At 39.5% G+C, this 13,701-nt stretch carries 9 protein-coding genes; 6 read left to right on the forward strand and 3 right to left on the reverse strand.

Annotation, left to right across the window (positions count from 1 at the left end; all coding sequences use genetic code 11):
* Nucleotides 1-21: 21 nt before the first annotated feature.
* Nucleotides 22-276, reverse strand: a complete 255-nt coding sequence (locus QNJ50_RS01425) for a hypothetical protein (RefSeq protein WP_300631249.1) — start codon at nucleotides 274-276, stop codon at nucleotides 22-24.
* A gap of 338 nt (nucleotides 277-614) precedes the next feature.
* Here QNJ50_RS01425 and codA point away from each other — a divergent pair, with 338 nt between their 5' ends.
* The 5 genes from codA (at nucleotide 615) to QNJ50_RS01450 (ending at nucleotide 8,834) form a co-directional block, all read left to right on the forward strand.
* Complete coding sequence (gene codA / locus QNJ50_RS01430) at nucleotides 615-1,892, forward strand: cytosine deaminase (RefSeq protein ID WP_300631251.1); 1,278 nt, start codon at nucleotides 615-617, stop codon at nucleotides 1,890-1,892.
* A gap of 373 nt (nucleotides 1,893-2,265) precedes the next feature.
* Nucleotides 2,266-3,582, forward strand: coding sequence for an efflux RND transporter periplasmic adaptor subunit (locus QNJ50_RS01435; RefSeq protein WP_300631253.1), 1,317 nt, complete (start codon nucleotides 2,266-2,268; stop codon nucleotides 3,580-3,582).
* 284 nt (nucleotides 3,583-3,866) lie between these two features.
* A complete protein-coding gene (locus QNJ50_RS01440) occupies nucleotides 3,867-7,055 on the forward strand; it encodes an efflux RND transporter permease subunit (RefSeq protein ID WP_300631408.1) in 3,189 nt (1,062 codons plus the stop codon).
* A 268-nt stretch (nucleotides 7,056-7,323) separates the two neighbouring features.
* Entirely contained in the window at nucleotides 7,324-8,445 is a 1,122-nt protein-coding gene (gene bchI / locus QNJ50_RS01445; protein ID WP_300631255.1) for a magnesium chelatase ATPase subunit I, read from the forward strand.
* Nucleotides 8,446-8,534: 89 nt separating this feature from the next.
* Nucleotides 8,535-8,834, forward strand: coding sequence for a hypothetical protein (locus QNJ50_RS01450; RefSeq protein WP_300631257.1), 300 nt, complete (start codon nucleotides 8,535-8,537; stop codon nucleotides 8,832-8,834).
* 197 nt (nucleotides 8,835-9,031) lie between these two features.
* On the opposite strand, the gene QNJ50_RS01455 is transcribed toward QNJ50_RS01450, so the two are convergent.
* Nucleotides 9,032-9,694: an HAD-IB family phosphatase gene (locus QNJ50_RS01455; protein ID WP_300631259.1), complete on the reverse strand. Its 663-nt coding sequence runs from the start codon at nucleotides 9,692-9,694 to the stop codon at nucleotides 9,032-9,034.
* Nucleotides 9,695-9,872: 178 nt separating this feature from the next.
* On the opposite strand from QNJ50_RS01455, the gene QNJ50_RS01460 reads away from it, so the two are divergent.
* On the forward strand, nucleotides 9,873-11,768 hold the full coding sequence (locus tag QNJ50_RS01460) for a S9 family peptidase (protein ID WP_300631261.1): 1,896 nt from the start codon (nucleotides 9,873-9,875) through the stop codon (nucleotides 11,766-11,768).
* 175 nt (nucleotides 11,769-11,943) lie between these two features.
* Here the strand turns inward: QNJ50_RS01460 and QNJ50_RS01465 are convergent, their stop codons facing one another.
* The gene (locus QNJ50_RS01465) at nucleotides 11,944-13,161 is read right to left on the reverse strand and encodes a transposase (RefSeq protein WP_300631263.1); all 1,218 of its coding nucleotides are present in this window, start codon (nucleotides 13,159-13,161) and stop codon (nucleotides 11,944-11,946) included.
* Nucleotides 13,162-13,701: the final 540 nt, after the last annotated feature.

Consider the following 13,701-nt stretch of genomic DNA (forward strand, 5'->3'; position numbering starts at 1 on the left):
GTTCTTTATGCAATCCTTCAGTTATTTATCTTCGTCATTTTGAAATGGATGCTCCCCAACCTGTAATAGTTTTTTGCTTTCTTTGAGTTGTTTCCAAAGAATTTTTATTTCCTTAAAAGCTTCTTCCCCAGAAACTTTCCCATTACTTTCTAGACAACAAATATATCCTACTTTCTGAGCGAACTCCTGTAGATTTGCATCAAACACTAAATTTTCAGGCTGAACCTTACCACGATAAGAACTTTGGGGATAAAGAAAATCAAATTTAGTACTCATAGAATTTTCCTGGGATTATTTATATGTATCCTGTTGTTCTAATCCCAAATTAAATAACAAATTTGAGGAAATTGTGAGGAGCTTGTACAGTTAATAGTCGATTGTATAAAAAATAAATATTAAACCCCATTCCCTGTAAATTTAATATTAGATGTCATTTTTTGAAGAAAATATGACCAATATTTTTGCAATTCCAAACTTAAATTCGAGTCTGTAATTGCGTTGTCTGTGGGTAATTCCTGAATACAAAAATTACTTTTTTGCTATGCTTGCGATCGCAAATTTAGAATACAACTTATACTAAGTATTTATGTCATTCATCTCCAGCACAAACTACTATGTCCCACAACACCTACGATTTGTTACTGCGTCGCGGTAAATTGTTAGGATATACCGAAAAGGATGATTCACTAGTAGACATTGGAATTAGGAACGGCATAATAGCTGAAATTAGCCCCCATATAAGCGAATACGGAGAAGTAGAATTAGATTTACAAGGAAAACTAGTTTCTCCTCCATTTGTAGAATCTCATATTCATTTGGACTCTGTACTCACCGCAGGAGAACCACGCTGGAATCAGAGCGGAACATTATTTGAAGGAATAAAAATTTGGGGCGATCGCAAACAAAGTCTTTCCCTGGAAGATGTAAAAACCCGTGCGAAAAAAATGCTCAAACAACAAGCAGCACAGGGGACTTTATTTGTACGTACCCATGCTGATGTCAGCGAATCAAAATTAATTGCTTTACAAGGACTTCTTGAGGTTAGGGAAGAAGTTAAAGATTGGATAACATTACAAGTGGTCGCATTTCCTCAAGATGGTATTTACTCTCAAACAGATAATGAGAAACTTTTAGAAACAGCTCTCGAGATGGGTGCTGACGTTGTTGGTGGAATACCCCACTACGAACTGACTCGTGAAGATGGAGTACGTTCGATTCACAGGATATTTGAATTAGCTGAAAAGTATAACCGTTTAATTGATATTCATTGCGATGAAATAGATGACGAGCAATCTAGATTTTTGGAAGTTATTGCTGCTTGTGCGATTCGCTCTGGAATGGGTTCGCGAGTGACAGCGAGTCACACCACAGCCTTTGGTTCTTACAATAATGCCTATGCTTACAAATTAATAGGATTTTTGCAACGCGCCCAAATTAACTTGATTGCTAATCCCTTGATTAATATTACCCTTCAAGGTCGAGGAGATAGTTATCCCAAACGTCGTGGAGTCACTAGAGTCAAGGAACTTTGGGAACAAGGATTAAACGTTAGTTTCGGACATGACTGCGTTCAAGATCCTTGGTACAGCTTGGGTACGGGTAGCATGTTAGATGTGGCACATATGGGAGTCCATATTTGTCAAATGACAGGAATCTCAGAAATTAATGCCTGCTATGATATGGTGACAATTAACGGTGTTAAAACTTTAAATATTAAAGATAGTCATAGTTGCAAAATAAACAATGTAGCAAATATGATCGTTCTGGATGTTAGCAACCCTTATGATGCGATACGCTGTCGGTCTAATCCACGGTACGTCATCTCCCAAGGTAAATTGCTAACTAGTACAAAACCAGAGCAAATAGAATGGGTAGAAACTTTTCCCATATAGAAAATCCTCCCATTGAAATCTTCTCATTTACAATTCCAAACACCAGCTAATAGCGTGTTATGTCAAATTCATGCTCGCAATTCGTGAAAGTTTTCAGCAAGAATTTGAAAGACAGGTGAAACTCTTTAGCTGTAAGCTTTTAATAGCAAAAGTTTTGATTTATTTTTTGAGTGTTATTTCAATTCAAAAATACTGACCTTTGGGTAGAGTAACCCAAAACATGTAAGATTATATATTTATATAAATAAAATAATAAAAAATGCTGTTCTGCGATAAAATTAACTCCTTTTTTATTCCCGTGACTAAAAATTAACAGTCAAATAGCTCTCAAAAAAAGAAATCGATCGCATCTACAGTGGGTATCTCTGAAATCATGAAGTATTCTGCTCCCCAAACAGATCCTGGTTCTCAAAATACATTGAAGCCACCAAAATTACAAAGAAGGTGGCTTTGGTTATTGTTAGGAATATTTTTAGTTGGTGGTGGTACTGCTACTTGGTACGTGCTTTCCTCCAACAGACAAGAAGGATTTGCTAATCTTAATCAACCTCCTGGGGTACCAGTTGAACTATCTACCGTAGGAACTGACTTGGTTCGTAACACCGAGACCTACAGAGCCCGTTTGGAATCACGACGCTCCATAACACTTCAACCAAGAGTTCAAGGACAAATCACTCAAATCTTGACTCGTTCGGGAACCAGAGTTCCAGTAGGAACCCCAATTGTCCAAATAGATCCAAGAGAACAACAAGCGTCACTCAATAGCGTCAAAGCAGCAATAGGAGTAGCACAGTCCCGACTGGAAAATGCCCAAGCAACGCTGAAATCTTTAGAGGCTGATAAACTATCTAGAGTTGCCGATCTGCAGTTAAATCAACAAGAATACAAGCGTGACTTACAGCTTCAAAAAGAAGGGGCGCTATCTCAAAGAAACTTAGACCAAGCCAAAAATAGGTTAGATGCTGCACAAGCAAGTCTGGGTACAATTAATGCTCAAATTGAAGCTCAAAAAGCAGCGATATCCCAATCAAAAAGAGCACTAGAGCAGGAAAAAGCCAATGCTAAAGAACAACAAGTTCAGTTGCAATATTACACGATCGCAGCTCCTTTTACTGGAACAGTAGGAGATATACCGGTCAAAGTTGGTGATTTTGTTAATACTTCTACCCAACTTGCAACTATTACTCAGAATCAACCTTTAGAGGTCAATATCTCAGTACCTATTGAGCGCGCACCGGAATTAGAAAAGGGTATGTTAGTTGAAGTTATCAACGCCCAGGGAAATTCTATTGGTACGGCTAGGATATTTTTTATCTCACCTAATGTTATAAATAATACGCAGTCTATTTTGGTTAAAGCACTGTTCGATAATTCTAAAGGTCAAGTCCGAGCGGAGGAATCTGTTAACGCCAAAATTATTTGGGAACAGCGTCAAGGAGTTGTAATTCCAGTGAATTCAGTCGTCAGAGTCGCTGGAGAAACATTTGTCTATATCGCTGAAAATGGAAAGTCGACCGATGGTAAGGTTCAAATGCAGGCGAAACAGAAACGCGTCAAATTAGGAAGCGTTAGAGGTAATAGCTACCAAGTGATAGATGGCTTGGAAGCCGGAGAAAAACTTATTGTCTCGGGTTTACTTAACCTGAGAAATGGAATACCAATTATGCCAAAGCAAACAACTGAGAAGTAAGGAGTAAGGAGTAGAAAGTAAAAAGTAAGGAGTAAAAAGTAAAAAGTAAGAAGTAATGACTCTTTCTCTTTAATTCCCAATCCCCAGTCCCCATATGACGCTGTGTACACTTACGTGTCCCGCTTTGCTAACGCGTCACGCTATAGCTAGAGGTTATAACTACGTTACCTTTGGATCCGCCGACGCCGCAGGCTCTAGCTGCGCTACCTACGGATCCGGAGCCGCTACCTTACGGATCCGCTAACGCCAATCCCCAATACCCAATCCCCAATCCCTTTACACCTATGTTCGCTGACTTTTTTATTAAGCGCCCTGTGTTTAGCAGTGTTTGCGCGATTATTATTCTGCTGATAGGGGCTATCAGTATTCCGACTCTCCCTACAGACAGATATCCAGAAATTAGTCCGACCCAAGTTCAAGTACTTGCTAACTATGTAGGTGCTAGTGCTGAAGTTGTAGAAAAAACAGTCACTACCGTTATAGAACGTCAAATTAATGGTGTTGAAGGTCTGAAATATATGACCTCTTCCAGTACTAATGATGGTACCAGCACTATTACAGTGACATTTGACGCTTCTAGAGATAAAGATATTGCTGCGGTCGATGTTCAAAATCGTGTATCTCTTGCTGAACCCCAACTACCTGAATCGGTACAAAGAACAGGCGTTACCGTCAGTAAACAGTCGAGTAACTTTGTCTTGGGGATAGGGCTATATAGTGATAATAAAGAGTTTGATAATGTATTTCTTAGTAACTATGCAGATTTATATATAACAGACAACCTGAGAAAGATAGAGGGTGTCAGTAACGCACAGGTTTTCGGCGAACGGCGCTATGCAATGCGTCTTTGGCTCGATCCAAATCGTCTTGCAAGTCGTAATCTGACTGCTCAAGATGTGGTCAATGCAATTAACGAGCAAAACCTCCAGATTGGTGCAGGACAAATTGGTCAACAGCCCGCTCCAGATGACCAAATGTATATTAAGGATATACGGGTTTCTGGTCGTTTAGAAGATCCATCTGAGTTTGAAAATATTGTTATTAGAACTGGGGCTGATGGTTCGCTAATCAGACTTAAAGATGTCGGTAGGGCGGAACTGGGCGCAGAAAACTATAACACTTTTCTTCGCTTCAGAGCTAAAGATGGTATTGGTATTGGTGTATTACAAACTCCAGGAAGTAATGCCCTAGAAGTTGCTAGAGCCGTAAAAAAAGCCATGGCTGAGATGGCTCAAGATTTTCCACCCGGGATGAAGTATCAGGTGGCATTTGATGTAACGATGTTTATCGAAGCATCCCTAATAGAAGTCGTAAAAACGCTGTTATTAGCGATTTTTCTCGTAGTTGTAGTAATTTTTATTTTCCTACAAGATTGGCGGACGGCTATTATTCCCGTTATTACCATTCCTTTGGCTTTAATTGGAACATTTGGTTTTGTTAAAGCCTTTGGTTTTTCCATTAATACTTTAACTTTATTTGGTTTGACATTAGCAACGGGGATGGTTGTTGATGATGCAATTGTCGTCGTAGAAGATATCTCCCGTTTAATTCAAGAGAAGGGAATGTCACCTCAGTCGGCTGCTTCTAGCGCCATGCGATCGCTGTCTGGGGCTGTGATTGCAACTTCATTAGTATTGATGGCTGTATTTGTTCCCGTTGCGTTCTTTCCCGGTTCAACGGGTCAAATCTATCGTCAATTTGCTTTGACAATAGCTTTTTCAATTACCATATCCACATTTCTCGCTCTTACCTTGACCCCTACTCTTGCAGCGTTGCTGTTAAGAAAGAAACCAAAGCCACGGGGATTGCTTGGTTGGGTTTTTGGTCGAGTTAATTGGTTCCTCGATGGATTGCGTAAAAATTACCGTTGGGCTCTGAGGAAGATTGCTAGACTCAGATTTGTTGTTTTGGCAGTCTTTGTTAGTTTGCTAGGAATTACAGCTTGGCTGTATAATACCGTACCTACTGCATTCGTCCCTGATGAAGATCAAGGTTATTTTATTACCGTAATTCAAGCTAAGGAAGGAGTTTCACTCAACTACACCAGCAAGGTAATGCTTGAGGTGGAAAAAGAAATTCTTAAATTACCTGAAGTTGTCGGTACATTTGCTGTTGGTGGTTTTAGTTTTAGCGGTGCAACTGCAAACACAGGGGTCATTTGGACAACACTCAAACCTTGGAATGAACGTACTGCTGAAGGACAATCAGCCCAAGAAATTATGGGTCGATTAATGCCAAAGTTTTTTAGCATTACCGATGCGAATGTTTTTCCATTCAATCCGCCAGCGATTCCAGGTTTGGGTAACTTTAGTGGTTTTCAGTTCCAGTTGCAAGACCGGAGGGGAACTACTGGTTTACCTAAAATGCTGGAAGTAAAAGACCAACTAATCGGGGAAAGTAATCAGCAGCCGGAATTGCAGGGTGTACTTAGTACTTATGCTGCAAATATGCCTCAATTGGAGGTTGAAGTCGATCGCAATAGAGCTAAAGCCTTACAAGTATCGATTAGTGACATCTTTAATACCCTACAATCATATTTGGGTTCTCGGTATGTCAATGACTTTAACCTCGGACAACGTACTTATCGGGTATATGTCCAAGCAGATGCAAAACATCGTTCCAATCCTGAGGACATAGGAAAGCTATATGTCCGTTCTGCGACTGACCAAATGATTCCTTTGAGTAATTTGGTGAGAATCAAGCAGACTACAGGAGCACAAACAATCAACCACTACAACTTATTCAGATCGATTGAAATTAACGGTTCAGCAGCTCCGGGATTCAGTTCGGGAGAAGCAATGAACACCATGGAAAGATTAGCAAATCAGGTATTACCAGCTTCCATGGGTTTTGAATGGTCGGGTATTTCTGCTGAGGAAAAAGAATCTGGCGGACAAGCACCCTTAATTTTTGGTTTGGGTCTAGTATTCGTATTTTTGGTGCTAGCAGCCCAATATGAAAATTATGTCGATCCGTTAATTATTATGCTCTCGGTACCTTTAGCCATATTGGGAGCATTATCTGCGCAGTCACTTAGAGGTGTACCCAACGATATATTTTGTCAAGTTGGTTTGGTGATGTTAATTGGTTTAGCTTCCAAGAATGCAATTTTGATTGTTGAATTTGCCAATCAATTACGGGAAGAACAAGGACTTCCAATTTTTAAAGCAGCTCTGGAAGCATCCCAGGAACGTTTGCGACCAATTTTAATGACTGCTTTTTCTACACTGTTAGGAATTTTCCCCCTGATGATTGCAACGGGTGCGGGTGCTCCTAGCCGTCAATCTCTTGGTAATGCGGTGTTCGGCGGTATGTTTGTTGCCACTTTCTTAAGTTTGTTTGTTGTACCGGTTTTGTACATCATTATTGTTTCTCTGCGAGAAAGCTTTAGCCCACCCCATCAAAAACCACCTTACAAACAACTAAGAGAAGATGGGGAAGTTCCTGAGGAATTAGAAACTCCTATCTCTTAAAGTTTGTTTGTAACTAGAAATGGGGACTACTAGTAATTTTTATTACTTTTAATCGCAATGGATGATTTTGCAGAGTAGATGCGATCGCCATTGTGATTTTTTATTTATGATGAGTTACTGAGCTATAAAAACAAAAAATAAAATTGCCAATAAATCATTCCCACTAGATTTAGTTAACGAATAAAATGTGAAAAATATTAAAAACGACAATTGTGGCACAATAAAAAGACACTAAGGAAAAAATATAGATAAGGTTAAGGTTAATTTAGTGAGTCCTACTGCTCAAACTTCGGCAATGAAAGGTCGTGTAGTATTTCCATTTACAGCAATTGTGGGTCAGGAAGAAATGAAACTGGCTCTGATATTGAACACGATCGACCCCAAAATCGGTGGCGTGATGATCATGGGCGATCGCGGTACTGGAAAGTCAACAACTATCAGGGCTTTAGCTGATTTATTACCAGAAATTGCCGTGGTTGCAAACGATCCTTTCAATTCGGATCCTCAAGACCCAGAATTGATGAGCGATGGAGTCCGCGAGCAAGTAGAGCAAGGGGTTGATGTAGAAGTCACCCGGGCAAAAGTGCAAATGGTAGATTTACCTTTGGGTGCAACTGAAGACCGGGTTTGCGGCACAATTGATATTGAAAAAGCTTTATCTGAAGGTGTTAAAGCATTTGAACCGGGACTTTTGGCAAAAGCTAACCGGGGTATTCTTTACGTGGATGAAGTTAACTTACTTGACGACCACCTAGTTGATGTATTGCTAGATTCGGCTGCAAGTGGTTGGAACACAGTAGAGCGGGAAGGTATTTCCATTCGTCACCCCGCACGTTTTGTTTTAGTAGGTTCCGGTAACCCAGAAGAAGGGGAATTGCGTCCCCAATTACTTGATCGTTTTGGGATGCATGCTGAAATTCATACCGTCAAAGAACCAGCCCTGAGGGTACAAATCGTCGAACAACGTTCAGAATTTGACCAAAATCCTCCTAGTTTTCTGGAAAAATATCACTCAGAACAAGAAGAACTACAAAAGCGCATTGTCAAAGCACAGGAAAACTTATCCTCAGTAAACCTCGACTACGAACTACGGGTGAAGATTTCTGAGGTTTGTTCGGAATTAGATGTTGATGGTTTGCGTGGCGATATTGTTACTAATCGTGCAGCTAAAGCTTTAACAGCTTTTGAAGGTCGCAAAGAAGTAACAGTTGATGACATTCGTAGAGTTATTACCTTGTGTTTGCGTCACCGACTCCGGAAAGACCCCCTCGAGTCAATTGATTCTGGTTATAAAGTTGAAAAAGCATTTGCTCGGGTATTCGGGGTAGAACTCCCAGAAGATGCAAATCAAAGTAATGGTACTAGTAGAAAAGTTGGAGCTAGAAATTAACTTTTAGTTGTCAAATACCAAAAATGCAGTAACTACACCCATTACCCATTACCCAATCCCCAATCCCCAATCCCCAATCCCCATTATTCATGAGATTTTGGCGCTTTTGGTTAAATGCTGTAATTTTGTCCAGCCAGCACAATCCGCCTAGGTTCGTTGAACTTTTGATGTTATCCTTGGCGATTATTATGCTGGCAATTTCTACATTTTTCCCTGGGAAAGAGGCATTTTTAATCTTAGGTCTGAGCTTTGTAGTTGGAGCATCTTTATCAATTTTAGTGCGAGAAGTGATGTCACCGTCGTCGCGAACCCTGATTACACAAATTACAGCAGTTTTATTACTTATTGTCAGTATCTATGGTTTCGCAGATCTGATACAGCATCTTTAAAGTCTAAGAGTATGTTTATAAAGTTGCTTTTTAGCCATTCCCCAATTTAACTGTACTGCAGGTGTGATGGGGCTTAAAAAACATATGATAAAAGGGCGTTGCAGAATATAGGGATGAATTTTTAAAATTTATAGTCGCCAGTGTAGCCCCCTAAATCCCCCAATTCTGAGGGACTATAATTGGGGGGGTTAGGGGGGCTAAATCATCCCATAATTAAGCAACGCCGATAAAAGCTCATTAAAATCATATATATAGCAACTAGCTTCGGCTTGCACTTTTTCTCTTACAGCGTAACCCCCAAATCCAACAAAAATATCCACACCAGGCTTGGTTTCCAAATCGCTGACACCATCACCCACCATAATTATTTTTTCTGGCGTAAATTTATGGCGTAATTTTTCTACTACTTCTAATTTCCCTCCATTCCGAGTTGTGGGATAATCGCGATCAAAATCTCGGTAACTACCATCTTCGTTAAAAAATAATTCAACAGCTTCAATCGACGATTCAACACCAAGATATTTAGCTAAAGGTGCGATCGCTTGCACATATCCAGCACTTAAAATAAATGGCGTCCATCCCTTTTGCTTGAGAGTTGCAATTACTTGTTTTGCATTGGGTTCAACCATTTGAACATAAAGTTCGCCGGTTTTTGCAACAGCATCTCGTGAGGGTTTAATAATTTCTAAACGTTTTGCAAAAACACTTTCAATGGGGATCTTACCTCCCATTGCTTCATTGGTCATCTGGACAATTTGCTGGCTAACATCATCACCTGCAGTTCGTGCTAATTCATCAATTCCTTCGATACTGCTTAGGGTACTATCACAATCAAAAATAATAATTTTGCTGTTAGCCACGATCCGATGCTTCCTTATCTATAATCAGTATCTTATCAGTTGTTTATAGCTATCAGCATTACGAACAATATATGCTATAAACTGCTCAATTTTATTTCCTATTTGGCATAATGATGAGATGCATTTTTTCTCAAGATTTTTTGCTACCCTGCTCGCAGTATTTTTGCTACCTGTTCTCATGGTTTCTGCACAACAGCCTACGATTACTCCTGGGGACAATCTTGTTGTTGAAGGTCTCCCCCAAATTCCAGTTTCGCTAGTGGATACAGTCGAACGTTATACCCAGTTTAGGTCTGCGAGTATTGCTAGTTGGCATCCTACCAAGCGGCAAATGCTAATATCAACTCGTTTTGGCGATACCCGTCAGGTTCATTTAGTTGAATTCCCTTTGGCTGCTCGCAAACAACTAACTTTTTTCTCAGAAAGGGTTGGTGGTGCAACTTTTCAACCGACAAAAGGTGATTATTTTGTTTTCAGTAAAGATATTGGAGGTAATGAATTCAACCAAAACTTTCGCTATGATTTTGCAACTGGTGACATTAAACTACTGACTGATGGAAAATCAAAAAACAGTCGTGGTGTTTGGTCTAATAGCGGTGATCGCATGATCTATTCTTCCACCAGACGCACTGGTAAGGATAGAGATCTATATATTATCCAACCTCAGAACCCTGAAAGTGATAAGTTGCTAGCTGAGGTGGATGGGGGTGGTTGGTTTGGTTTGAATTGGTCTCCTGATGATTCTCAGTTTTTGGTGCTCGAGTATGTTTCGATCAACGAAAGCTATTTGTGGCTATTTGATACTCGTACGGGCGACAAAAGGTTAATTACACCAAAAAAAGAGGGTAAAGAGAAAGTTGCTTACAATGGCGGGATCTTTGCTAAAGATGGTAAAGGTTTGTATGTCATAACCGATCGCGACTCAGAATTTTCCCGACTAGCTTATCTGGATCTCACAACTTTTGAGCATACTTATTTAACCAGTGATATTCCTTGGAATGTGGAAGATTTTGACCTTTCGGAAGATGGTAAGAATCTCGCCTTTGTGACGAATGAAGATGGTACGGGGGTCTTACATATATTAGATACCGCTACAAAAAAGGAAAAACCACTACCAGAATTACCTGTAGGACAAATATATGGTGTAAGATGGCACCGTAATAACCAAGATTTAGGTTTTACCCTAGTTTCCGCTCGTTCAACAGCAGATGTTTATTCTTTGAATATTATTAGTAATAAAGTTGAACGTTGGACAGAAAGTGAAACGGGGGGATTGAATACCAAGAATTTCCCGGAAGCAGAGTTAGTACGTTGGAAAAGTTTCGACGGTAAAATCATCTCTGGTTTTTTATATCGTCCTCCTAGTAATTTTAAAGGTAAACGTCCGGTAATAATTAACATTCATGGCGGTCCCGAAGGACAGTTTCGACCAACATTTTTGGGGCGTTTAAATTACTACCTCAATGAATTGGGGGTTGCAATTTTATTTCCTAATGTTCGTGGTTCTGCTGGATATGGCAAAACCTTTTTAAAGTTGGATAACGATTATAAGCGGGAGGACTCAGTAAAAGATATTGGCGCACTGTTAGATTGGATTGGTACTCAGCCGAACTTGGATAAAAGTAGGATCCTAGTAACCGGAGGTAGTTACGGTGGTTATATGTCTTTAGCTGTAGCAACTAAATACAGTAATAAAATTCGTGCGGCGATCGATATTGTTGGAATTTCTAATTTTGTAACCTTTCTGGAAAACACCGAAAGTTATCGACGAGATTTGCGACGGGTGGAATATGGAGACGAACGGGATCCAAAAATGCGGGAATTTTTACTGAATATTTCTCCTGTAAATAATGCAGATAAAATTACCGTACCTTTATTTGTGATTCATGGTAAAAATGATCCCCGTGTTCCTTTGAAAGAAGCAGAGCAAATAGTGGCGACAGTTAAAAAGAATGATGTCCCTGTTTGGTATTTAATGGCGAAGGACGAAGGACATGGCTTTAGTAAGAAGAAAAATGTTGACTTTCAGTTTTACTCTACGGTGATGTTTGTTAAACGCTTTTTGTTGAAATAAACGAGTTTTGGGTAATGGGTAGTTGGTAATGGGTAATGAGTATTATTAAACTCCCCACACTTCCCACACTTCTCCACTTCCCACACTTCCCCCACTTCCCCCACTTCTCACCCCCCATGATAATAATCCTCATGGGTGTGTCTGGCTCTGGCAAAACTACCATTGTTGACACTCCTCAGCCTGAAAGGCGTGAGGATTCTTCGTTCATAGACTCGGCTTGCTGAGATAGGTTTGCACCTAAAACAGTAGGGGCTAAATCTCCCGAAGCGTTGGGATCTAAAATCCAAGTTCCCACATGCCCTGTGGTACTCAAAGCAAGATTCAGAATATTAATGGCTGCATTGTGGTCGCGATCTAATTCACATCCACACTGACAAACATGAGTTCTAGTGGATAGAGATTTCTTCACCGTTGCACCACAAGTGGAACAATTTTGTGACGTATAAGCAGGATTAACAGCAACTGTTATCTTGCCAAGCTTAGTCCCAAAATATTCTAACCATCTCCTAAACTGATACCAACCTGCATCATTAATAGACTTGGCAAGACAATGATTTCTTACTAAATTCTTTACCCTCAAATCTTCATAGGCGACCAAATCGTTAGATTGGATTACGCAACGTGCTAGTCTCTTAGCATGTTCTTCACGTTGCCTACTTATATTGAGGTGTACTCTACCAAGTTTATTGATTGCTTTCTTGCGGTTGGTACTGCCTTTGTTTTTACGAGAAACGCGACGCTGATAAAATCTTAATCGCTTTTCTCCTGTACGATAAAATCTTGGATTAGACTCGGTATTCCCATTGCTATCAGTGTAGAATTCTTTTAATCCTACATCTAAGCCTATGGTCTTACCTGTGGGTTTTGACTTTATTTTAGCATCAGTTCTAATCAAAAACTGAACGTAATAACCATCAGCCCTTTTCACTAACCTTACTCGCTTTATCTCTTCTAACTGATAGAAATTTAAGTCCCAAGTACCTTTGAGCTTTAAGATTCCAATTCCTTTTTTATCAGTAAAGCTAATCTGTTTTTTGTTTTCTGACAACGACCACCCAGAAGTTTTATACTCTACTGAACGGCAGTTTTTCTTAAAACGTGGATAACCCTTTTTACCTGAAACCTTCTTCTTGCAATTGTCGTAGAATCTAGCAATTGAACTATATGCTCTTTCTACGGAAGCCTGACAAGCACTGGAATTCAAAGCTTTAACGAAATCAAACTCTTTTCTAAGTGAAGTACTATGACGATACAAATCTTTTTGCCCAACACCACGCTGATCCATCCAATAACGGATGCACTTATTACGCACAAACTGAGCAGTCTTGATTACTTCATCAATAGCTGCATATTGAGTTGTCTTCCCTTTAGCTTTGAATTCTAAAACGATCATTTACGTGGGATGACTCTACGCAAAATACTATAGCATAAATAAAGCAGTCCTGAAAGGACCGGGCTTTAGACCCATTATTTCCGGTAAATTTTGGAGTAGGAATCAAATTCTCTCCTCAAATGATTACTTGACCCTGTGTCAGTTAGATAAAGCAGAATACTAAAGTTCTGAAGTATTATCTACTACAGACTTTGAGGTGACACAGTGTATATCTAATCAGTAGAGTTTTTAGGTTGTGTCGCCCTGTGTCCGACTTTTAGTCATAGCAATTGTTACTGGCTGTGATTGATTAATCCTAAAAACACACTTTTAGTTAAAACTCTAAAGTTGAGATCCAGAAATACTTAAATACAATAATTTCAGACGAAAAGCTCTTATTTAAGGTAATTAGTCCAGGATATTCATTAGGTTTGAGTGAAAGCTTCTAAGTATCAATAGATTAGATATTTAGCAATTTTTTTAGGAATTTTTTAATTTAATTTTTTATTACATAGTTAGCTAATAAATATACGCCATAATAGCTTTTTTGTAAAGCTCTGA

Source organism: Mastigocoleus sp. MO_188.B34 (assembly GCF_030065675.1).
GTDB lineage: Bacteria > Cyanobacteriota > Cyanobacteriia > Cyanobacteriales > Nostocaceae > Mastigocoleus.

Coding starts and splice junctions, on each gene's coding strand:
- QNJ50_RS01440 (WP_300631408.1), top strand. CDS start 3,867: ATGTTCGCTGACTTTTTTATTAAGCGCCCTGTGTTTAGCAGTGTTTGC.
- codA (WP_300631251.1), top strand. CDS start 615: ATGTCCCACAACACCTACGATTTGTTACTGCGTCGCGGTAAATTGTTA.
- QNJ50_RS01450 (WP_300631257.1), top strand. CDS start 8,535: ATGAGATTTTGGCGCTTTTGGTTAAATGCTGTAATTTTGTCCAGCCAG.
- QNJ50_RS01465 (WP_300631263.1), bottom strand. CDS start 13,161: ATGATCGTTTTAGAATTCAAAGCTAAAGGGAAGACAACTCAATATGCA.
- QNJ50_RS01425 (WP_300631249.1), bottom strand. CDS start 276: ATGAGTACTAAATTTGATTTTCTTTATCCCCAAAGTTCTTATCGTGGT.
- QNJ50_RS01435 (WP_300631253.1), top strand. CDS start 2,266: ATGAAGTATTCTGCTCCCCAAACAGATCCTGGTTCTCAAAATACATTG.
- QNJ50_RS01460 (WP_300631261.1), top strand. CDS start 9,873: ATGGTTTCTGCACAACAGCCTACGATTACTCCTGGGGACAATCTTGTT.